This is a genomic window from Mycobacterium sp. 663a-19, assembly GCF_035616495.1.
Lineage (GTDB): Bacteria > Actinomycetota > Actinomycetes > Mycobacteriales > Mycobacteriaceae > Mycobacterium.
Window position 1 is genome coordinate 14,741 of the sequence record NZ_JAPJAV010000004.1, and the last position, 21,552, is coordinate 36,292.

Below are 21,552 nucleotides of genomic sequence, written 5' to 3' on the forward strand. Positions count from 1 at the left end.
ACACTTCCCCGCGAAATTACCCGAGACAGTATGGATAGGCTGCCTGGATGAGCATCGAGGCTCCGTCCAGCCAGACCGTGCACGCCGGCCGTCTCATCGCGCGCCGGCTCAAGGCCAGCGGAATCGACACCGTCTTCACGCTGTCCGGCGGCCACCTGTTCTCCATCTACGACGGCTGCCGCGACGAGGGCATCCGGCTGATCGACACCCGCCACGAGCAGACGGCCACCTTCGCCGCCGAGGGCTGGTCGAAGGTGACCAGGGTGCCGGGCGTGGCCGCGCTCACCGCCGGGCCCGGCGTCACCAACGGAATGAGCGCGATGGCGGCCGCGCAGCAGAACCAGTCGCCGCTGGTGGTGCTCGGCGGCCGGGCGCCCGCGCAACGCTGGGGCATGGGCTCGCTGCAGGAGATCGACCACGTGCCGTTCGTCGCGCCGCTGGCCCGCTTCGCGGCCACCGCCCAGTCGGCCGAGGACGCCGGCCGGCTCGTCGACGACGCCCTGCGCGCGGCGGTGCGCGCCCCGTCCGGCGTGGGATTCGTCGACTTCCCAATGGACCACGTGTTTTCCGTGTCCGAGGACCCGGGCCGCCCCGGCGCGCTCGGCGACGTCCCGCCGGGCGGCGCACCCGACGGCACGGCCCTGGACCGCGCGGCGGGCCTGCTCGCCGGGGCGCAGCGGCCGGTGATCATGGCGGGCACCAACGTCTGGTGGGGACACGCCGAGGCGGCGCTGCTGCGCCTTGCCGAGGAGCGGCAGATCCCGGTGCTGATGAACGGCATGGCCCGCGGCGCGGTGCCCGCCGACCACCCGCTGGCGTTCTCGCGGGTGCGCGCGAAGGCGCTGGGCGAGGCCGATGTGGCGCTGGTGGTCGGGGTGCCGATGGACTTCCGGCTGGGGTTCGGCAAGGTCTTCGGGCCGCAGACCCAGCTGGTCGTCGCCGATCGGGTGGAGCCGGCCCGCGAACACCCGCGCCCCGTCGCGGCCGGGCTCTACGGCGACCTGACGTCGATCCTGTCAGCGCTGGCCGGGCCGGGGGAGCATCGCGGTTGGATCGGCGAGCTGCGAGCGGCCGAGACCGCCACCCGCGGCTCCGAGGCCGCCGAGCTCGGCGACGAGCGGGTCCCGCTGCACCCGATGCGGGTCTACGCCGAGCTGGCGCCGCTGCTGGACCGCGATGCCATCGTGGTGATCGACGCCGGCGACTTCGGGTCGTATGCCGGCCGCGTCATCGACAGCTATCTGCCGGGCTGCTGGCTGGACAGCGGCCCCTTCGGCTGCCTGGGCTCCGGCCCCGGCTACGCGCTGGCCGCCAAGCTGGCCCACCCGGGCCGACAGGTCGTGCTGCTGCAGGGCGACGGCGCGTTCGGCTTCAGCGGCATGGAGTGGGACACGCTGGTCCGGCACAACGTGCCGGTGGTGTCGGTGATCGGCAACAACGGGATCTGGGCGCTCGAAAAGCACCCGATGGAGGCGATTTACGGCTACTCGGTGGTCGCGGAGTTGCGTCCGGGCACACGCTACGACGAGGTGGTGCGCGCCCTGGGTGGCCACGGCGAGCTGGTGTCCGCGCCCACCGAGCTGCGGCCCGCGCTGGAGCGCGCCTTCGCCAGCGGCCTGCCCGCCGCCGTCAACGTGCTCACCGACCCGAGCATCGCCTACCCACGCCGTTCCAACCTCGCCTAGGACACCCGCCCTTTGCCGTGAGCGTGCGCAGTTGTACGCCGCCACGCGGCTTGTCGTGTGCAAACGCGCACGCTCGCCGTGGTGGGAAGGTCGCGTACCGTTGACCTGTGCCAAAGACCACCCGCGCCGAACCCGGGCGCCTGAGCAGCCGATTCTGGCGACTGCTGGGCGCCAGCACCGAAAAGAACCGCAACCGTTCGCTCACCCAGGTGGGCGCCTCGTCGGACTACGACGAGGAAGCCGCCGGCCTCACCGACGAGCAACTGCGCAAGGCGGCGGGGCTGCTCAACCTCGACGATCTCGCCGAGTCCGACGACATCGCACAGTTCCTGGCGATCGCCCGGGAGGCCGCCGAACGGTCAACGGGGTTGCGGCCCTTTGATGTTCAGCTGCTGGGCGCGCTGCGCATGCTCGACGGCGACGTGATCGAGATGGCCACCGGCGAGGGAAAGACGCTGGCCGGCGCGATCGCGGCCGCGGGCTACGCGCTGGCGGGCCGGCACGTGCACGTGGTCACCATCAACGACTACCTGGCCCGCCGCGACGCCGAGTGGATGGGCCCGCTGCTTCAGGCCATGGGCCTGACGGTCGGCTGGATCACCGCGGAGTCGACGAGCGAGGAGCGCAGGGCGGCCTACGGCTGCGATGTCACCTACGCGTCGGTCAACGAGATCGGCTTCGACGTGCTGCGCGACCAGCTGGTGACCGACGTCGCCGACCTGGTGTCGCCCAATCCCGATGTGGCCCTTATCGACGAGGCCGACTCCGTGCTGGTCGACGAGGCGCTGGTGCCGCTGGTGCTGGCCGGCACCACGCACCGCGAGACGCCGCGGCTGGAGATCATCAAGCTGGTCGGCGAGCTGCAAGCCGGCACCGACTACGACACCGACGCCGACAGCCGCAACGTGCACCTGACCGACGTCGGCGCGCGCAAGGTGGAAAAGGCGCTCGGCGGCATCGACCTGTACTCCGAGGAACACGTCGGGACCACGCTGACCGAGGTCAACGTGGCGCTGCACGCCCACGTGCTGCTGCACCGCGACGTGCACTACATCGTCCGGGACGACGCCGTGCACCTGATCAACGCCTCGCGCGGCCGCATCGCGCAGCTGCAGCGCTGGCCCGACGGCCTGCAGGCCGCCGTCGAGGCCAAGGAGGGCATCGAGACCACCGAGACGGGCGAGGTGCTCGACACCATCACGGTGCAGGCGCTGATCAACCGCTACGCCACCGTGTGCGGCATGACCGGCACCGCGCTGGCCGCCGGGGAGCAGCTGCGCCAGTTCTACAAGCTCGGCGTCTCCCCGATTCCGCCGAACACCCCCAACATTCGCGAGGACGAGCCCGACCGGGTCTACATCACCGCCGCGGCCAAGAACGACGCGATCGTCGAGCACATCGCCGAGGTGCACGAGACCGGGCAGCCGATGCTCGTCGGCACCCGCGACGTCGCCGAATCCGAGGAGCTGCACGAGCGGCTGCTGCGCCGCGGCGTGCCCGCGGTGGTGCTCAACGCGAAGAACGACGCCGAGGAGGCGCAGGTGATCGCCGAGGCCGGCAAGTTCGGGTCCGTCACGGTGTCCACGCAGATGGCCGGCCGCGGCACCGACATCCGGCTCGGCGGATCCGACGAGGCCGACCACGACAGGGTCGCCGAACTGGGCGGGCTGCACGTGGTCGGCACCGGCCGGCATCACACCGAGCGGCTGGACAACCAGCTGCGCGGCCGGGCCGGACGCCAGGGCGACCCCGGGTCGTCGGTGTTCTTCTCCAGCTGGGAGGACGACGTCGTCGTCGCCAACCTCGAGCGCAACAAGTTGCCGATGCAGACCGACCCGGAAAAGGGGGACGGCCGCATCGTCAGCCCCAAGGCGGCGGGCCTGCTCGACCACGCCCAGCGCGTCGCCGAGGGCCGGATGCTCGACGTGCACGCGAACACCTGGCGCTACAACCAGCTGATCGCCCAGCAGCGCGCCATCATCGTCGACCGGCGAAACACGTTGCTGCGCACCGCAACCGCGCGCGAGGAACTCGCCGAGCTGGCACCGAAACGGTACAAGGAGCTGGCCGAGCACGTCTCGGAGGAACGGCTCGAGACGATCTGCCGGCTGATCATGCTCTATCACCTCGACCGCGGCTGGGCCGACCATCTGGCCTACCTCGCCGACATCCGGGAGAGCATCCACCTGCGCGCGCTGGGCCGGCAAAACCCGCTGGACGAGTTCCACCGGTTGGCCGTCGACGCGTTCGCCTCGCTGGCCGCCGACGCGATCGAGGCGGCGCAGCAGACGTTCGAGACCGCGAACGTGCTCGAGGAGGAGCCGGGGCTGGATCTGTCCAAGCTGGCGCGGCCGACGTCGACGTGGACCTACATGGTCAACGACAACCCGCTGTCGGACGACACGCTGTCCACGCTGAGCCTGCCCGGGGTGTTCCGCTAGCGGCGATCGCAAGCGCGGCGCCGCCGGTCCGCGCTGCGGGCCGCCCGGCACCCGCGTTAAGGTCACGGCTCATGGAGCAGGTGCCTCCACCCAACCGGGTGCTGACCGTGCCCAACGCGCTGAGCGCCATCCGCCTGGCGCTGATCCCGGTGTTCGTCTACGCCCTGATGTTCGCGCACGCCAACGGCTGGGCCGTGGCGATCCTGATGTTCAGCGGCGCCTCCGACTGGGCCGACGGCAAGATCGCCCGGATGCTGAACCAGTCGTCGCGGCTGGGCGTCCTGCTGGACCCGGCGGTCGATCGCCTCTACATGATCACCGTGCCCGTCGTCATGGCGTTGGACACGGTGCTGCCGTGGTGGTTCGTCGTCACGCTGCTGGTGCGCGACGGGCTGTTGGCCGCGACGCTGCCCCTGCTGCGCAGCCGCGGGCTGTCGGCGCTGCCGGTGACATACGTCGGCAAGGCGGCCACCTTCGCGCTGATGGCCGGCTTCCCGCTGGTCCTGCTCGGCACCTGGGATGCGTTGTGGAGCAGGGTGATCGGCGCCTGCGGCTGGGGATTTTTGATCTGGGGCCTCTACGCCTACCTGTGGGCGTTCGTGCTGTACGCGGTGCAGATGGTGCTGGTCGTTCGCCGGATGCCCAGGCTCGGGCAACGCCGCCGCCAGCCCGTGGCCCGCAAGGCGGGCGAGCATGGCTGAACCCGACCGCCTGCTCGGCGGCTACGACCCCAACGCCGGGCGCAGCGCGCACGCGACGCGGCCGACGCTGATCCCGGTGCCGTCGCTGCTGCGCGCCCTGCTGTCCGAACACCTGGACCCCGGTTACGCCGCGGCGGCCGAAAAACGCCGCGGCGCCGAATCGCCCAGAACCGCGCGGGCGCGCACCGCCGGCTGGCTGTGGCAGGCCCTGGCGGCGCTGCTGGTCGCCACGGTGTTCGCCGCCGCGGTCGCCCAGGCCCGCTCGGTGGAGCCCGGCGTGCGCTCGGCCCAGCAACTGCTGGTGCGAAGCGTCCGGTCGACCGAGGACACCGACGCCAGGTTGGCCCAGCGGCGCGGCGCGCTGTCGGCCCGGGTCGACGACGTGCAGCGGCACGCGCTGGCGGACAACGCGGAGGGGCGACGGTTGCTGGGCCGGCTCGACGCGCTCGGCCTGGCCGCGGCCAGCACGCCGGTCATCGGCCCGGGCCTGACCGTGACGGTGACCGAGCCGGGCGCCGGCCCGAACCTTTCCGACGTGTCCAAGCAGCGGGTGAATGGCAGCAGGCAGATCATCCTGGACCGGGACCTGCAGCTCGTCGTCAACTCGTTGTGGGCCAGCGGGGCCGAAGCGATTTCGGTGGGCGGCGTGCGGATCGGGCCGAACGTGACGATCCGGCAGGCTGGGGGAGCGATCCTGATCGACAACAACCCCACCGGCAGCCCGTACACGATCCTCGCGATAGGGCCGCCGCACTCGATGCGGGACGTCTTCGATGCCAGTCCGGGGCTGCAGCGCCTTAGGCTGCTGGAGGTCTCCTACGGCGTCGGCGTCACCGTCAACGTCTCCGACGGTCTTTCGCTGCCGGCCGGATCGGTCCGGGAAGTCAAGTTCGCCAAACAGATTGGGCCCTAGTGAGAAAAGTTCGGTTACGACAGGTCGCGCTGGGACGGGCGCGGACGGGAACCCGCGCATGATCGGCATCGCGGCGCTGGCGGTCGGCATCGTGCTCGGGCTGGTTTTCCATCCCGCCGTGCCCGAGGTCGTCCAGCCGTATCTGCCCATCGCGGTGGTCGCCGCGCTCGACGCGGTGTTCGGCGGGCTGCGCGCCTACCTCGAGCGGATCTTCGATCCGAAGGTGTTCGTGGTTTCGTTCGTGTTCAACGTCTTCGTGGCCGCCCTGATCGTCTACGTCGGCGATCAGCTGGGCGTCGGCACGCAGTTGTCCACCGCGATCATCGTCGTGCTGGGCATCCGCATCTTCGGCAACGCGGCCGCGCTGCGGCGACGGCTGTTCGGGGCATGACCCGGGGATGAGGTCAGCGTGAGCCAGGATCCGACAGACCGGGACCCGACGAAAGACGGCCCGCGGGGCCGCCACGAATTGCCGGCCGACCGTCCCCGCCCCGGGAACGGGCCGCTGCGGGGCGGTCGCTCCCGGCTGCTGTTCGGGGCGCTGGCCGTCGTGCTGTGCCTGGTGCTGGGGCTCGCCATCGTCACCCAGGTCCGCCAGACCAAGTCGGGTGACTCGCTGGACACGGCCCGCCCCGCGGACCTGCTGGTGCTGCTGGACTCGTTGCGGCAGCGCGAGGCCACGCTCAACACCGAGGTCAACGACCTGCAGAACACGCTCAACCAGCTGCAGGCGTCCGGCAACACCGACCAGGCCGCCATCCAGAGCGCCCAGGCCCGGCTGGCCGCGCTGTCCATCCTGGTCGGCGCCGTCGGCGCGACCGGGCCCGGCGTCACCGTCACGATCGACGACCCCGGCCCCGGAGTGTCACCCGAGGTGATGCTCGACGTGATCAACGAGCTGCGCGCCGCCGGCGCCGAGGCGATCGAGACCAACGACACCCGCCAGTCGGTGCGGGTCGGCGGCGACACCTGGGTCGTGGGCACCCCCGGCTCGCTGACCGTCGACAACAAGACGCTGTCGCCGCCGTATTCGATTCTGGCGATTGGCGATCCGCCCACCCTGGCCGCCGCGATGAACATCCCGGGCGGCGCGCAGGACAGCATCAAGCGGGTGGGTGCGCGGATGTCGGTGCAGCAGGCCGACCGGGTGGACGTGACCACCTTGCGACAACCAAAACCGCACCAATACGCTCAGCCCGTCAAGTGAACTTGCCTTGCTAGAGCCGAGCAGAACAGGAACATCGTGAGCGACATCCCGCCCGACCTGCACTACACCGCCGAGCACGAGTGGGTTCGCCGCAGCGGGGAGGACACCGCGCGGATCGGGATCACCGACTTCGCGCAGTCGGCGCTCGGCGATGTCGTCTTCGTTCAGCTTCCCGACGTGGGCACCGAGCTGACCGCGGGCGAATCGTTCGGCGAGGTGGAATCGACGAAGTCGGTGTCGGACCTGTACGCGCCGGTGTCGGGCACGGTGTCCGCCGTCAACGGCGATCTGGACGGCAGTCCGCAACTGGTCAACTCCGACCCGTACGGCGCCGGCTGGCTGGTGGACGTCCGGGTTTCGGATGCCGCCGGGCTGGATTCGGCCATCGCGGAGCTGCTTGACGCCGAGGCCTACCGCGGCACACTGACCGAATGACGATTGCTAATGTCCCTGCAGCCTGTCGATCCGCGCAGTGGTGGGGACATCGCCGACCGGTGCGCGGTACGGTCAACAGATCAGAATGTGAAGGCAGAGCACCCAGTGGGAAGCGGGCCGAGCGGCCCGGTCAGACAACGCCACAGCGGCCAGTGAGGAGCAGCGCGTGACGGACAAGGACTCAGGAAAACAGGACGACCAGAACGCTGACGAAGTCACGGTGGAGACGACCTCTGTCTTCCGGGCCGACTTCCTCAACGAGCTGGACGCTCCGGCGCAGGCGGGAGCCGAGAGCGCGGTATCCGGGGTCGAAGGGCTGCCCGCGGGCTCGGCCCTACTGGTCGTCAAACGGGGGCCGAACGCCGGCTCACGCTTCCTGCTCGACCAGGCCATCACGTCCGCCGGCCGGCACCCGGACAGCGACATCTTCCTCGACGACGTCACCGTGAGCCGTCGCCACGCCGAATTCCGGTTGGAAGGCAACGACTTCCACGTCGTCGATGTTGGTAGCCTCAACGGCACCTACGTCAACCGGGAGCCGGTGGACTCGGCGGTGCTGGCGAACGGCGACGAGGTGCAGATCGGCAAGTTCCGCCTGGTGTTCTTGACCGGGCCGAAGCAGGGTGACGACGAGGGAGGATCTTCAGGCTAGTGAGCGCGCCCGATAGCCCGGCGCTGGCCGGGATGTCGATCGGGGCGGTCCTCGAACTGCTGAGGCCGGATTTCCCCGATGTCACGATCTCCAAGATTCGTTTCCTGGAGGCCGAGGGACTGGTGACGCCGCAGCGCGCTGCCTCGGGCTACCGCAGGTTCACCGCATACGACTGCGCCCGGCTGCGCTTCATCCTCACCGCGCAGCGCGACCACTACCTGCCGCTGAAGGTGATCCGGGCGCAGCTGGACGCCCAGCCGGACGGCGAACTGCCGCCGGTCGGATCGCCTTACGGCGTACCGCGATTGGTGTCCGTCGCGGGTGGCGATCGCGCCGCCGTCGGGCCCGGATCCGATCCGGCCGCGGTGGCGCCCACCCGGGTTCGGTTGAGTCGCGAGGATCTCCTGGAACGCTCCGGCGTGGACGACGACCTGCTCACCGCGCTGCTCAAGGCGGGGGTCATCACCACCGGTCCCGGCGGGCTGTTCGACGAACACGCGGTGGTGATCCTGCAGTGCGCGCGGGCCCTGGCCGACTACGGCGTCGAGCCGCGACACCTGCGCGCCTTCCGCTCGGCGGCCGACCGGCAGTCGGACCTGATCGCCCAAATTGCCGGGCCGGTAGTCAAAGCCGGCAAGGCCGGGGCGCTGGATCGCGCCGACGACCTGGCGCGTGAGGTCGCGGCACTGGCCATCACTTTGCATACCTCGTTGATCAAGTCTGCCGTTCGCGACGTTCTGCATCGCTGAGGACTAGACTTTCGTTCGTTAGATTGGTGTTCGGCGGCATGGTGTTGCACCGCGTCGTCACGCCGAGTGTGAGTCGCGGCATGTGCGGAGGGCAGACACAGATGGGTGAAGTTCGTGTTGTCGGCATTCGCGTGGAGCAGCCGCAGAACCAGCCGGTGCTGTTACTGCGCGAGGCCGACGGTGACCGCTACTTGCCGATCTGGATCGGCCAGTCCGAGGCCGCCGCGATCGCGCTCGAGCAACAGGGCGTCGAGCCGCCGCGGCCGTTGACGCACGACCTGATCAGGGATCTCATTGCCGCGCTTGGGCATTCGCTGAAGGAGGTGCGGATCGTCGACCTGCAGGAGGGCACTTTCTACGCTGACCTGGTCTTCGACCGCAACATCACGGTGTCGGCGCGTCCGTCGGACTCGGTGGCGATCGCCCTGCGGGTCGGCGTCCCGATCTACGTCGAGGAGGCCGTCCTCGCCCAGGCCGGCCTGCTGATCCCCGACGAGAGCGACGAGGAATCCAACACCGCCGTCCGGGAGGACGAGGTGGAGAAATTCAAAGAATTTCTCGACAGCGTGTCCCCCGACGATTTCAAGGCCACCTGACCCGGGCAAGCTGGGAATTCGCAGGCCGGCGGGCCGGCCGCGGCGTGGTGTGCACGACGACCAGGGTGGACACCGACATCACGGATGCGTCTCATCTGGGCCCGCGATCTCGACACGCCTGGCGGATAGTCCCCCGACTTACCCCCGCGGCGGCCATACTTTGAGGACGACTAAGGCGCGGCAGCTATCGAAAAGCGTAAGCTCTCTAGCACTCGGGCCTGAGCAAACATGGCTGCGGACGCAGTCGATGCCGCAGCTACAACGAGAGCGCGATCGGCGAGAGGAACCCACCGTGAGCGAGCAGCCACGTCAAGAGCAGCTGGACCTAGCTGACCACGCGGACGCCACGACCGACCCCGGCGTCTCCGCGCCGAGCGCGCCCGTGCAGCCCGGGCTGTTCCCCGACGACTCCGTGCCCGACGAGCTGGTCGGCTACCGCGGGCCGAGCGCGTGCCAGATCGCCGGGATCACCTACCGCCAGCTGGACTACTGGGCGCGCACGTCGCTGGTGGTTCCGTCGATTCGCAGCGCGGCGGGCTCGGGCAGCCAGCGGCTCTACTCGTTCAAGGACATCCTGGTCCTCAAGATCGTCAAGCGCCTGCTCGACACCGGGATCTCGCTGCACAACATTCGCGTCGCCGTGGACCATCTGCGCCAGCGCGGCGTGCAGGACCTGGCGAACATCACCCTGTTCTCCGACGGCACCACGGTTTACGAGTGCACGTCGGCCGAAGAGGTCGTCGACCTGCTGCAGGGTGGCCAGGGCGTGTTCGGCATCGCGGTGTCCGGCGCGATGCGCGAGCTGACCGGAGTGATCGCCGATTTCCCCGGCGAGCGGGCCGACGGCGGCGAGTCGATCGACGCCCCGGAGGACGAGCTGGCGTCCCGGCGCAAGCATCGCGACCGCAAAATCGGCTAGCACCCGCGGCCCTCTTCGGCCCCTCTCGTCCGCGCGAGGGCGCTCATTTGTACACGATTTACGGCGTGTCGCAGTACATATGCGGACGCTCGCGGGCCATTTGGGGCGCCGGGTAAACTGGTCGCCGCATCGCCCTCGTGCGGGAGAGTTCCGTGATCGCCAGTCACGGACGCCGAAGGAGCAATACCTCTCCGTCAACCTCTCAGGCACCCGGACCGCGCAAGACAACGATGCCTCTGGAAAGTGGTGCGACCGCCAGCGGGCGCACCCGCCGATGGGGAAAGGCGCCGCCGAAAGGACCGGCGCCGAATCTCTCAGGCACCCGGCGACTGGGTGAAGACAGAGGGAGAGGGCCACCCGTCCCTCTGGCCCCATCAGGAGTTCGCCAGTGTTCGACCAGTCATTTGCAGCCCGGCACATCGGCCCGGACGGCCCGGCCGTCGCGGCCATGCTCGCCGTCATCGGTGTCGACTCGCTCGAAGAGCTGGCGGCCAAGGCGGTCCCGTCCGGCATCCTCGACAAGCGGCCCGACGGCGCCGCCGCGCCGGGCCTGGACGTGTTGCCGCCGGCCGCCAGCGAGGTCGAGGCGCTGACCGAGCTGCGCGCCCTGGCCGACGCCAACACCGTGGCCGTGTCGATGATCGGGCAGGGCTACTACGACACGCTCACCCCGCCGGTGCTGGTACGCAACATCCTGGAGAACCCGGCCTGGTACACCGCCTACACGCCGTATCAGCCCGAGATCAGCCAGGGCCGGCTTGAGGCGCTGCTGAACTTCCAGACCATGGTGGCCGACCTCACCGGCCTCGAGGTCGCCAACGCGTCGCTGCTCGACGAGGGCACCGCGGCCGCCGAGGCCATGACGCTGATGCACCGGGCGTCGCGCGGCTCCGCCAACCGGCTGGCGGTGGACACCGACGTGTTCGCCCAGACCGCCGCGGTGCTGGCCACCCGCGCCGAGCCGCTCGGCATCGAGATCGTGACCGCCGACCTGCGTGACGGCCTGCCCGACGGCGAGTTCTTCGGTGTCGTCGCCCAGCTGCCCGGCGCCAGCGGCCGGATCACGGACTGGTCGGCCCTGGTGTCCCAGGCCCATGACCGGGGCGCGCTGGTCGCCGTCGGCGCCGACCTGTTGGCCCTGACACTGATCACGCCACCCGGCGAGATCGGTGCCGACGTCGCGTTCGGCACCACCCAAAGGTTCGGTGTGCCAATGGGATTCGGCGGTCCGCACGCCGGGTACCTGGCGGTGCACGCCAACCATGCACGCCAGCTGCCGGGCCGGCTGGTCGGGGTGTCGGTGGATGCCGACGGATCGCCGGCCTACCGGCTGGCTCTGCAAACCCGCGAGCAGCACATCCGCCGCGACAAGGCGACCAGCAACATCTGCACCGCGCAGGTGCTGCTGGCCGTGATGGCGGCCATGTACGCCAGCTACCACGGCGCCGACGGCCTGACCGCGATCGCCCGCCGGGTGCACGCCCACGCCGAGGCGATCGCCGCGGCGTTGGGCTCGGCGGCCGACACAGCGGTGGTGCACGACAAGCTGTTCGACACCGTGCTGGCGAGGGTTCCGGGCCGTGCGGCGCAGATCCAGGCCGCCGCCAAGGAGCGCGGTATCAACGTGTGGCGGGTCGACGACGACCACGTCTCGGTGTCCTGTGACGAGGCCACCACCGACGAACATGTGGCGGCGGTGCTCGACGCGTTCGGAGTTTCAGCGGCCGCCGAGCCGGCGTGCGCCGGCATCGTGAGCCGCACGTCGGAGTTTCTGACACATCCCGCGTTCACGCAGTACCGCACCGAGACGGCGATGATGCGCTACCTGCGGACGCTAGCGGACAAGGATATCGCCTTGGACCGCAGCATGATTCCGCTCGGATCCTGCACGATGAAACTCAACGCCGCCGCCGAGATGGAGCCGATCACCTGGCCCGGGTTCGCGCGCCTGCACCCGTTCGCCCCCGCCTCCGACAGCGCCGGGCTGCGCCGCCTGATCGCCGCCCTGGAGGGCTGGCTGGTGGCCATCACCGGCTACGACGCGGTCTCGCTGCAGCCCAACGCCGGCTCGCAGGGCGAGTACGCCGGCCTGTTGGCGATCCACGACTACCACGCCGGCCGCGGCGAACCGCACCGCGACGTCTGCCTGATCCCGGCCAGCGCGCACGGCACCAACGCGGCGTCGGCCGCGCTGGCCGGGCTGCGGGTGGCGGTCGTGGCCTGCCGGGACAACGGCGACGTCGACCTCGACGACCTGCGCGCCAAGGTGGCCGAGCACTCCGACCGGCTGGCGGCGCTGATGATCACCTACCCGTCGACGCACGGCGTGTACGAACACGACATCGCCGAGATCTGCGCGGCCACCCACGACGCCGGCGGCCAGGTCTACATCGACGGCGCCAACCTCAACGCGCTCGTCGGGCTGGCCCGGCCCGGGAAGTTCGGCGGCGACGTCAGCCACCTGAACCTGCACAAGACGTTCTGCATACCGCACGGCGGGGGCGGGCCCGGCGTCGGTCCCGTCGCGGCGCGCGCGCACCTGGCCCCGTACCTCCCGGGTCACCCGTACGCCCCGGAGCTGCCCAACGGCCGGCCGGTGTCGTCGGCGCCCTACGGGTCCGCCTCGATCCTGCCGATCACCTGGGCCTACATCCGGATGATGGGCGCCGACGGGTTGCGGGCGGCGTCGCTGACCGCGATCGCGTCGGCCAACTACATCGCCCGCCGCCTCGACGAGTACTTCCCGGTGCTCTACACCGGCGAGAACGGCATGGTCGCCCACGAGTGCATCCTGGACCTGCGCGGTATCACCAAGTCGACCGGGGTGACCGTCGACGACGTCGCAAAACGGTTGGCGGACTACGGTTTTCACGCGCCCACCATGAGCTTCCCGGTTGCCGGCACGCTGATGGTCGAGCCCACCGAGAGCGAGAGCCTGACCGAGGTCGACGCCTTCTGCGAGGCGATGATCGCCATCCGCGGCGAGATCGACCGGGTCGGCGCGGGGGAGTGGCCTGTTGATGACAACCCGCTGCGGGGGGCACCGCACACCGCCGAGTGCCTGGCGGTCTCCGACTGGGATCACCCGTACACCCGCGAACAGGCGGCCTACCCGCTGGGCAAGGCGTTCCGGCCCAAGGTGTGGCCGCCGGTGCGCCGCATCGACAGCGCCTACGGCGACCGCAACCTGGTCTGCTCCTGCCCGCCGGTGGAGGCCTTCGCCTAGGGCGCTACCGGCACGTCAGCCGAAGCGCTCGACGATCGCCGCGGCGATCTCGTCGGGAGCGTCCTCCTGGATGAAGTGCTTGGCGTCGGGCAGCTGCACCAGGACGTGGTCGGGGAAGGTGGCCCGCATCCGCGGGATCGTCGGCCCGGGCCGAAAGGCGGCGTCCTTCATCCCCCACACCAGCAGCGCCGGCTTGGCGCCGAGCCTGGCCGGCACCTCCGCGGCGAGCCGTTCCAGCAGCGGATGGGCGGCCAGGATCTGCTTGGGCATCTCGGCCACGCCCTTGCGCGTCTCGGCGCTGGGCTGCACGCCGCGGTAGTGCGCCATCACCGCGGCGCCGGGCCGGCGCGCCGTTCCCGCCGGGATGAGCCGTTCGACGAAGAAGTTGCGCCGCAGGATCGCGTACTGCATCGGCGGGCTGGACATCACCCGGCTGAAGGCCTTCGTCGCGAAGGTGTCCGCCGGCCAGAACCAGGTGTTGCCCAGCACCACGCCGCGCACCCGGTCGGCGCGTTCGACGCCGACGGCCATGCTGATCGGCCCGCCCCAGTCCTGGCCCATGCTCAGGTAGCCGTCCAGGCCGAGGTGGTCGACGAACTCGCCGACCACCGTCGCGTGCTCGTCGATCTTGTAGCCGAACCCCGCCGGGCGCTCGGAGAGCCCGAAACCGAGGTAATCCGGTGCGACGCAACGGAATCGGTCGCGCAGCGCGACGATGATGTCGCGGTACAGGAAGCTCCAGGTCGGGTTGCCGTGACAGAACAGGATGGGTGGCCCGCTTCCCTCGTCGACGTAGTGGACGCGGCCACGCGAGCTGTCGAACCAGCGCGACTCGAACGGGTACAGCCGCGGGTCCGGGGTGAAGTCGATGCGCATTACCCCAGTCTGTCAGGCGGCCGTCAACCCAGGTACTGACCGATCGCCGTGGCGAGTGCGGGGGACGCCGAGGTCGGCAGGTTCTGATAGCTGCCGCCGCTGAGCTGGGCGACGGCCTCCCACGTCGGCCGGTCGGGGTCGGCCCCGAAGTCGATGACGTTGACGGCGATCGGCTTGGCCGGGTCGGCGCCGGTGCGGATGAAATTCTGCAGCCCGGGGCCGTCCAGGGTCTGGTCCGTGTGTGGTCCCGCCGTGATCACCAATATCGAATTGGGCTGTCCCGCAGCGTATTTTGCCTGCATCTCCTGGTAGAGCATGCGCAGCGTGGTGAACGACACCGCGCCGCCGGCCGACGAGTACTGCTTGTCCAGCGCCGCGGTCAGCGCCTCCGAGCGGGGCTTGCCGTTGACGGGGTCGGACAGCGGCCCGGCGGTGACCTCCGATCGGCCCTCGTGGCCGTCGAAGGTCCACAGCCCCACGACCGAGGTGGGCGGCAGCGCCTTGATCCGGTCGCCCAGCGCCGCGACCACGTTGGCCAGCCGGGACTTTCCGCCTTCGTCGCCGGGCATCGACTGGTCGAGCATGATCGTCGCCGCCCCGCCGCCCGACGGCGCGGCCATGGCGTCGGCCAGCGTGGCCCGCATCCCGTCGTCACCCACCGACAGGGTGGAGGGCAGCGCCGGGAAGCTGGTCACCGCGCTGCTGGGCGGTTTGACGCCCTCGGCCCGGAAACCGGCCTTGGCCAGCTTCGCCAGTTGCTCGGGCCGGCGCATGAAGTGGGCGAAGCCGCTGGCCGCCGAGGTCTGCTCGCGCGAGAGCCACGAGCCGTTGAGCAACACCGTGGGGTAGTCGGCGACGGCCGCCGGGCCGGGGGGCAGCCACGAGGCCAGCATGCTCTTGGCGTCCGGCAGCGACTGGCCGCGCGCGAACAGCTGCTGCTCGGTGGTGACCACCGCGTGCACCGGCGCGGTCGCCGCGTCGCCGGGCTTGAGCAGCGTGTTCATCGCCTCGGTCAGCGAATTGTCCGCCAGCTTCGGTTGTGCGCCCGTCAGCGTGCGCACCGCGGCGACGCCCTGGGTGGGCGGCGCGCCGACGGGCGCCGTCGCCGCCGCCACCGCCTCGCCGGCCAGGTAGGCGGCGTCGCCGTTGCCGTTCGTCGGCAGCGCCAGCCGCAGCGATCCCCACGCCGGCAGGTTCAAGCCGGCCAGCGCGTTCGGGTTGGTCTGCAGGCCGGGCAGCGTCGCCCAGCTCTGGTTGGCAAGGGCCTGCTGGAGCTCGGGCCGCACCGCGAGCACCACCGGCGAGGTCACCAGCGGACGGCTGTCGCTGATCGTTTTCTGGCCCGCCGCCGCGGACAACCGCGCGGCGGACACCGAGCTGGCGGGGATCCACAGTGCCGGCCGGTCGCCCAGTTCGGCCGGCCACTTGCCGATGAAGCCGGCTACAACGGCGTCGGAGCCGGCCGGTTTGACGTTGACCTGCATGCAGTGGTCGCCGACCGGGCCCGCCGACGCGTTGAAGCTCTCCGCGAACTGCTGCACCTGGTCGGCCAGCGACGGGTCGACGACGACGGCGACCGCCTCCTTGCCGCCCACGCAGCGCGCGGCGGCCGTGTGCGAGCGGTTGGACAACACGTCGCCGAAGAAACTCCACAGGATCACCGTGCCCACCACCACGACGACGGCGACGAGGGCGACGATCACCCCGATGCTGACGCCGCGCCGGCCGCCGTCGCTGCGGTGACCGCCCCGCCAGTCGCCGAGCCCGCGGTGCCCGCCGGGTGGGGTCGGCGGCCCCGAGCCCGCCGCGGCGGCGGGCCGGGACGGGAATTCCGGGTATTCGTCGCCGGCCTCGCCGGCATAATCCTCGTCGGCACCGGCGTCGTCGTAGTCGGCGTCGTCGTAGTCCTCGTCGGCATAGCCCTCGTCCGCGTAATGACCGGCGTCCGCATAGCGGCGGTAGTCGGAATGCGGAACGTCCGCGGGGGATTCGTCAGCCGGCTCGTCGACGGTGTCTTCGTCTTCGGGGTCGGGCCTGCTGTGCCTACCCATGCCGCTGCGCGCCGCCTTTCAGTCGACTCGTCGTCATGTCTGTGCGTTATGAGGCACCGGCGCGGGCCTTGAACTCACGTCGCCGCCGATGCAGGATCGGCTCGGTGTACCCGTTGGGCTGCTGGGTTCCGGACAGGATCAGCTCCTGCGCGGCCTGGAAGGCGATGCTGTCGTCGAAGTTCGGCGCCATCGGGCGATAGGCCGCGTCCCCGGCGTTCTGCTGATCCACCATCGGGGCCATGCGCTCGAGGCCGGCCCGCACGTCCTCCTCGGTGATCACGCCGTGGCGCAGCCAGTTGGCCAGCAGCTGGCTGGAGATGCGCAGCGTGGCGCGGTCCTCCATGAGCGCCACGTTGTGGATGTCGGGAACCTTCGACGAACCCACGCCCTGGTCGATCCAGCGCACCACGTAGCCGAGGATGGACTGGCAGTTGTTGTCGACCTCCTCGCGGATCTCCTCGGGCGCCCAGGCCAGCTCCTTGGCCAGCGGGATGGTGAGCAGCTGTTCGATCGGCACCCGCTTTCGGCCGGTCAGCTCCTTCTGCACCGCGATGACGTCGACCTTGTGGTAGTGCAGCGCGTGCAGGGTGGCCGCGGTGGGCGACGGCACCCACGCCGTGCTGGCGCCCTGCTTCGGCTGCCCGATCTTCTGCTCCACCATGTCGGCCATCAGCTCGGTCATGGTCCACATGCCCTTGCCGATCTGGGCGTGGCCGGCGAAGCCGGCGGCCAGGCCGACGTCGACGTTGTTGTCCTCGTAGCCCAGGATCCACGGCTGGCTCTTCATGGTGCCCTTGCGCACCATCGGGCCGGCCTCCATCGAGGTGTGGATCTCGTCGCCGGTGCGGTCCAGGAAGCCCGTGTTGATAAAAACGATCCGGTCGGTGACGGCCTTGATGCACGCCTTCAGGTTCAGCGTGGTGCGCCGCTCCTCGTCCATGACGCCGACCTTCAGGGTGGTCTGCGGCAACCCGAGCACGTCCTCGACGCGGCTGAACAGCTCGGCGGTGAACGCGACCTCGTCGGGACCGTGCATCTTCGGCTTGACGATGTAGATCGACCCGGTGCGGCTGTTGGTCAGCGGCCCGTTGGCGTCGCCGGCCCTGAGGCCGTGAATCGCGGTCAGGCCGGTGAACAGCGCGTCCATGATGCCCTCGAAGACCTCGTCGCCGTCGGCCCCGTCGTTGTCGAAGACGATCGCGTCGTTGGTCATCAGGTGACCGACGTTGCGGACGAACAGCAGCGCGCGCCCGGGCAGCACCAGCTCGCCGCCGTCGGGGGTGGTGTAGTGGCGGTCCTGGTTCAGCACCCGGGTGAACGTCTTGCCGTCCTTGTCGACCGGCGCGGACAGGTCGCCCTTGTTCAGGCCCAGCCAGTTGCGGTAGGCGCGGACCTTGTCGTCGGCGTCGACGGCGGCGACGGCGTCCTCGAAGTCGATGATGGTGGTCACGGCCGACTCCAGGACCACGTCCTTGATGCCGGCCGCGTCGGTCCTGCCGATCGGCGACTCGCGGTCGATCTGGATCTCGATGTGCAGCCCGTGGTTGACCAGCAGCACCGACCAGCTGGGGGAGCCCAGCTCGCCGCTGTATCCGACGAATTGCTCCGGGTCGGCCAGCCCGGTGGAATCCGGGCCGCTGGCGATCTGCAGCCGGCCGTCCACGATGCTCACGCCCGTGGCTCCCGCCCACGAGCCGGACGCCAGCGGCACCGCCTCGTCGAGGAACCGGCGCGCGTAGGCGATCACCTTGTCGCCGCGCACCTTGTTGTAGCTGGTGCCCTGCTCGGCGCCGTCGGTTTCGGGGATGACGTCGGTGCCGTAGAGGGCGTCGTAGAGGGAGCCCCAGCGGGCGTTGGCCGCGTTGAGGGCGAACCGCGCGTTGGTCACCGGCACGACCAGCTGCGGGCCGGCGGTCGTGGTGATCTCGGCGTCGACGCCCGCGGTGGTGATGGTGAAGTCGGGGGGCTCGGGCTGCAGGTATCCGATTTCGGTGAGGAATTCGCGGTAGGCCTTGACGTCGATCGGTTCGATGACGCGGTGGCGGTGCCACTTGTCGATCTGGGCCTGCAGCTCGTCGCGGCGCCGCAGCAACTCCTGGTTCTGCGGGGTGAGGTCGGTGACGACCTTGTCCACGCCGGCCCAGAAGCTCTCGGGGTCTATGTCGGTGCCAGGCAGGGCTTCGTTGTTCACGAAGTCGTAGAGCACTCGGGCGACGCGCAAGTTCCCCACCGACACGCGATCAGTCATGTTTCTCCTCCGTAATGGCCTCTTTGGTGCCAGTGGCTACTTCGTCAGCCTACCGGCCGGCAGCCCGAAAGAGCGTATCCGCCAAACCTGCAATCGCAGGTCAGGCGTGCGCACAGCTCCACCCATGGTGCCGGGGCGGACGGTGAGTACCGCTGTGTGGCAACGCATGACTGCCGGCCAAGACTTTGAGCCGTCCAGCACATTCCTGCATTGGCCTGTACCGGCGGCCGTTCAATCATAAGGGCCCCGGGCCGCGCTCCTCGCCGGGCGGGCCGGGCGAGGTGGTTTCACGACGCGTCGCGCATGCTGCCGACCAGGTCCTCGACCAGATCCTCCATCGTCACCATCGCGACCACGCCGCCGTCGGCGCCGTCGGTCACCAGTGCCAGGTGGCTGTTGCTGCGGCGCATCCGCGACAGCGCGTCGGCCAGCGGCAGCGACGCGCGCACCCGCGGCAGCGGGCGCACCAGCGCCAGGTCGATCACCGACTCGGGGTCGTCGCTGCGCGTCAGCACGTCCTTGATGTGCAGGTAGCCCACGAAGTTCCCGTCGGGGGCCGTGACCGGAAAGCGGGAGTAGCCGGTCTGCGCCAGGGCGCGCTCGACGTCGCCGACCCGCGGCCCCGAGCCCGCCGCGGCCATCGGCACCGCCCGCACCTCGGCGAGCGGCACCGCCACATCCCCGACGACCCGGCTGCCGATCTGCAGCGCGCGGGTCAGCCTGGTGTGCTCCTCGGGGTCCAGCAGGCCCTCGGACACCGATTCGGCGATCAGCTGGCTCAGCTGCACGGGGGAGACCGCGATGTCCAGCTCGTCCCTGGGTTCCACGCCCAGCGCGCGCAGTATCGCGTGGGCGCACTTGTTGTAGAACACGATGAACGGCCGGGCGGCGCGCACGTAGGCCAGGTACGGCGGGACCAGCAGCATCGCGGTGCGTTCCGGACCGGCCAGCGCGATGTTCTTCGGCACCATCTCGCCCAGCAGCACGTGCAGCGTCACCACCAGCGCCAGCGCGATCGCGAACGACAGCGTGTGCAGCAGCGTCGGGTGCATCGCGGTCAGCCCGAACCCCCGCCGCAGCAGGTTGGCGACGGCCGACTCGCCGATCCGCCCGAGCAGCAGCGAGGACACCGTGACGCCGAGTTGGGCGCCGGCCAGCATCGACGACAGCTGCTCGCCGGCGCGGATCACGGTGACCGCCCTGGCCCGGCCCTGCTCGGCCAGCGCCTCGAGCCGGTCGCGCCGCGCCGAGATCAGCGAGAATTCCGCGCCGACGAAAAACGCGTTCGCCCCGATCAGCAGGACCGCCAGCACCGCCCCGAGGGTGTCGTTCATCGGTGGCCCACCCCCGCGGCGGTGTGCGCATGGCCGCCCAGTTCGGTCAGCTCGAGCACGTCGATCCGGCGACCATCCATCCCGATCACGGTCGCCCGCCAGCGCGTCGAGGCGTCCAACAGCCCGTCGGAGTCCAGCGCCGTCAGCTCGACGGTCTCACCGGCGACCGGGATGTGGCCGAGCTCGCGCAGCACCAGGCCGCCGATCGTCTCGTACGGCCCTTCGGGTGCCCGGTACCCGGTGGCGGCGGCCACCTCGTCGATGCGCAGCAGGCCGGACACCCGCCAGCCCCGGCCGGCGGCCACCACGTCCGGCGTGGCGTCGTCGTGTTCGTCGCGGACGTCGCCCACGATCTCTTCGATCAGGTCCTCGACGGTCACGATGCCCGCGGTGCCGCCGTATTCGTCGACGACCATCGCGGTGTGCAGGCTGTTGGCGCGGATCTCGGCCATCACCGCGTCGCCGTCCAGCGTCGACGGCACCATCGGGACCGGTTGGGCGACCGTCGCCAGCAGCGTGCGCGGCCGCTCGGCCTGGGGGATCTTGAACACCTGCTTGACGTGCACGATCCCGACGGTCTCGTCGAGGTCACCGTCGACGATGGGGAATCGGGAGAACCCGGACTCGGCGGCCGCGGCGATCAGGTCGGCCACGGTGTCGTCGGTCTGCAGCGCGACGATCTTGGACCGCGGCGTCATCAGCTCCTCGGCGGTGAGGTTGCCGAACTGCAGCGACCGCCGCACCAGCGCGGCGGTGGCGGGGTCCAGGGAGCCGGTGCGCGCCGAGGTGCGCACCAGCGACAGCAGTTCCTGCGGCGAGCGGGCCGAGCGCAGCTCCTCGGCCGGCTCGATGCCCAGCTCGCGGACGATCCAGTTCGCGGCGCCGTTCGTCAACCGGATCGCCGGGGTGAGCAGCAGCGAGAACAGCAGCTGGACGGCCACCACGGCGCGCGCCGTCGACAGGGGCCGCGCCACCGCCAGATATTTCGGCACCAGCTCCCCGAACACCATCGACACCGACGTCACGATCACCATCACCATGAACGCGGTGATGCCGTCGGCCAGCCGGTCGGACACCCCGATCGCGTCCAGCCACGGATGCGGCAGGTCGGCCACCATCGGCTCGGTCAGGTATCCGGCCACCAGCGTGGTGATCGAGATGCCGATCTGGGCGCCCGACAGCTGGAACGACAACCTGTTCTGGGCGCGTTGGATCCAGCGGTCCCGGCGCCCGCCCCGGCGCGCGTTGGCCTCGACCGTGGTGCGGTCCAGTGCGGTCAGCGAGAACTCGGCCGCGACGAACACCCCGTTGCCGAAGATGAGCACCGCGATGGCCAGCACGCTGACGACGGTGACGGCGACGTTCATGGCGGGCTCGGCTATCGGGACGGCGGTGCGGACGCCGGTCCGGTCGGGTCTGCCCGGGTCACCCCGGCGACGGCGAGTCGCCGCTGCGCGCGCAAGGCCCCCGGCCTCGGCGAGGCCTCGTCGGGTGCCTGCGGCACGTCATCCCTTTCGCT

Annotated in this window: 17 protein-coding genes and 1 riboswitch; of the genes, 12 read left to right on the top strand and 5 right to left on the bottom strand. The window is 70.4% G+C overall.

The genetic code is table 11. The features are described from left to right. Positions 1 to 47: 47 nt before the first annotated feature. The 12 genes from OQ968_RS08695 to gcvP all read left to right on the top strand — a co-directional run bounded on the left by OQ968_RS08695 (position 48) and on the right by gcvP (position 13,524). Positions 48 to 1,685 (top strand): acetolactate synthase, encoded by a 1,638-nt coding sequence (locus tag OQ968_RS08695; RefSeq protein ID WP_324676724.1) that lies wholly within the window; start codon positions 48 to 50, stop codon positions 1,683 to 1,685. A 107-nt stretch (positions 1,686 to 1,792) separates the two neighbouring features. Continuing rightward, a complete protein-coding gene (gene secA2 / locus OQ968_RS08700; protein ID WP_324676726.1) occupies positions 1,793 to 4,126 on the top strand; it encodes an accessory Sec system translocase SecA2 in 2,334 nt (777 codons plus the stop codon). A 71-nt stretch (positions 4,127 to 4,197) separates the two neighbouring features. Then, the gene (locus OQ968_RS08705) at positions 4,198 to 4,827 is read left to right on the top strand and encodes a CDP-alcohol phosphatidyltransferase family protein (protein ID WP_324676728.1); all 630 of its coding nucleotides are present in this window, start codon (positions 4,198 to 4,200) and stop codon (positions 4,825 to 4,827) included. Beyond that, a complete protein-coding gene (locus OQ968_RS08710) occupies positions 4,820 to 5,740 on the top strand; it encodes a DUF881 domain-containing protein (RefSeq protein WP_324676730.1) in 921 nt (306 codons plus the stop codon). Before OQ968_RS08705 ends, OQ968_RS08710 begins: the two co-directional genes overlap by 8 nt. 58 nt (positions 5,741 to 5,798) lie before the next feature. Beyond that, complete coding sequence (locus tag OQ968_RS08715; protein WP_067118246.1) at positions 5,799 to 6,131, top strand: small basic family protein; 333 nt, start codon at positions 5,799 to 5,801, stop codon at positions 6,129 to 6,131. An 18-nt stretch (positions 6,132 to 6,149) separates the two neighbouring features. Next, the gene (locus OQ968_RS08720; protein ID WP_324676734.1) at positions 6,150 to 6,947 is read left to right on the top strand and encodes a DUF881 domain-containing protein; all 798 of its coding nucleotides are present in this window, start codon (positions 6,150 to 6,152) and stop codon (positions 6,945 to 6,947) included. Between the two features lie 36 nt (positions 6,948 to 6,983). Beyond that, a complete protein-coding gene (gene gcvH, locus OQ968_RS08725) occupies positions 6,984 to 7,382 on the top strand; it encodes a glycine cleavage system protein GcvH (RefSeq protein ID WP_324676736.1) in 399 nt (132 codons plus the stop codon). 166 nt (positions 7,383 to 7,548) lie between these two features. Beyond that, positions 7,549 to 8,034, top strand: a complete 486-nt coding sequence (gene garA / locus OQ968_RS08730) for a glycogen accumulation regulator GarA (protein WP_324676738.1) — start codon at positions 7,549 to 7,551, stop codon at positions 8,032 to 8,034. After that, positions 8,034 to 8,783, top strand: coding sequence for a MerR family transcriptional regulator (locus OQ968_RS08735; RefSeq protein WP_324676740.1), 750 nt, complete (start codon positions 8,034 to 8,036; stop codon positions 8,781 to 8,783). The genes garA and OQ968_RS08735 overlap by 1 nt, the downstream gene beginning before the upstream one ends. 101 nt (positions 8,784 to 8,884) lie before the next feature. Next, a complete protein-coding gene (locus tag OQ968_RS08740; protein ID WP_324676742.1) occupies positions 8,885 to 9,379 on the top strand; it encodes a bifunctional nuclease family protein in 495 nt (164 codons plus the stop codon). A 292-nt stretch (positions 9,380 to 9,671) separates the two neighbouring features. Next, on the top strand, positions 9,672 to 10,298 hold the full coding sequence (locus OQ968_RS08745; protein WP_324676744.1) for a MerR family transcriptional regulator: 627 nt from the start codon (positions 9,672 to 9,674) through the stop codon (positions 10,296 to 10,298). Positions 10,299 to 10,428: 130 nt separating this feature from the next. Further along, a riboswitch (glycine riboswitch) is annotated at positions 10,429 to 10,526 on the top strand. A gap of 220 nt (positions 10,527 to 10,746) precedes the next feature. Then, positions 10,747 to 13,524, top strand: a complete 2,778-nt coding sequence (gene gcvP, locus OQ968_RS08750; protein ID WP_420715874.1) for an aminomethyl-transferring glycine dehydrogenase — start codon at positions 10,747 to 10,749, stop codon at positions 13,522 to 13,524. A gap of 15 nt (positions 13,525 to 13,539) precedes the next feature. Here gcvP and OQ968_RS08755 read toward each other — a convergent pair whose 3' ends face one another. The 5 genes from OQ968_RS08755 to OQ968_RS08775 all read right to left on the bottom strand — a co-directional run bounded on the left by OQ968_RS08755 (position 13,540) and on the right by OQ968_RS08775 (position 21,400). Further along, positions 13,540 to 14,400 (bottom strand): haloalkane dehalogenase, encoded by an 861-nt coding sequence (locus OQ968_RS08755; RefSeq protein ID WP_324676748.1) that lies wholly within the window; start codon positions 14,398 to 14,400, stop codon positions 13,540 to 13,542. 23 nt (positions 14,401 to 14,423) lie between these two features. Then, positions 14,424 to 16,451 carry a substrate-binding domain-containing protein gene (locus OQ968_RS08760; RefSeq protein WP_324676750.1) on the bottom strand — a complete coding sequence of 676 codons (2,028 nt, stop codon included), beginning with the start codon at positions 16,449 to 16,451 and terminating at the stop codon, positions 14,424 to 14,426. Between the two features lie 46 nt (positions 16,452 to 16,497). Further along, a complete protein-coding gene (locus OQ968_RS08765; RefSeq protein ID WP_324676752.1) occupies positions 16,498 to 18,699 on the bottom strand; it encodes a malate synthase G in 2,202 nt (733 codons plus the stop codon). A gap of 287 nt (positions 18,700 to 18,986) precedes the next feature. After that, on the bottom strand, positions 18,987 to 20,033 hold the full coding sequence (locus OQ968_RS08770; protein WP_324676754.1) for a hemolysin family protein: 1,047 nt from the start codon (positions 20,031 to 20,033) through the stop codon (positions 18,987 to 18,989). Further along, positions 20,030 to 21,400: a hemolysin family protein gene (locus OQ968_RS08775; protein ID WP_324676756.1), complete on the bottom strand. Its 1,371-nt coding sequence runs from the start codon at positions 21,398 to 21,400 to the stop codon at positions 20,030 to 20,032. Before OQ968_RS08775 ends, OQ968_RS08770 begins: the two co-directional genes overlap by 4 nt. Positions 21,401 to 21,552 lie beyond the last annotated feature (152 nt).

Coding starts and splice junctions, on each gene's coding strand:
- OQ968_RS08740 (WP_324676742.1), top strand. CDS start 8,885: ATGGGTGAAGTTCGTGTTGTCGGCATTCGCGTGGAGCAGCCGCAGAAC.
- OQ968_RS08710 (WP_324676730.1), top strand. CDS start 4,820: ATGGCTGAACCCGACCGCCTGCTCGGCGGCTACGACCCCAACGCCGGG.
- OQ968_RS08755 (WP_324676748.1), bottom strand. CDS start 14,400: ATGCGCATCGACTTCACCCCGGACCCGCGGCTGTACCCGTTCGAGTCG.
- OQ968_RS08705 (WP_324676728.1), top strand. CDS start 4,198: ATGGAGCAGGTGCCTCCACCCAACCGGGTGCTGACCGTGCCCAACGCG.
- OQ968_RS08695 (WP_324676724.1), top strand. CDS start 48: ATGAGCATCGAGGCTCCGTCCAGCCAGACCGTGCACGCCGGCCGTCTC.
- gcvP (WP_420715874.1), top strand. CDS start 10,747: ATGCTCGCCGTCATCGGTGTCGACTCGCTCGAAGAGCTGGCGGCCAAG.
- OQ968_RS08775 (WP_324676756.1), bottom strand. CDS start 21,400: ATGAACGTCGCCGTCACCGTCGTCAGCGTGCTGGCCATCGCGGTGCTC.
- OQ968_RS08765 (WP_324676752.1), bottom strand. CDS start 18,699: ATGACTGATCGCGTGTCGGTGGGGAACTTGCGCGTCGCCCGAGTGCTC.
- OQ968_RS08770 (WP_324676754.1), bottom strand. CDS start 20,033: ATGAACGACACCCTCGGGGCGGTGCTGGCGGTCCTGCTGATCGGGGCG.
- OQ968_RS08715 (WP_067118246.1), top strand. CDS start 5,799: ATGATCGGCATCGCGGCGCTGGCGGTCGGCATCGTGCTCGGGCTGGTT.
- OQ968_RS08760 (WP_324676750.1), bottom strand. CDS start 16,451: ATGGGTAGGCACAGCAGGCCCGACCCCGAAGACGAAGACACCGTCGAC.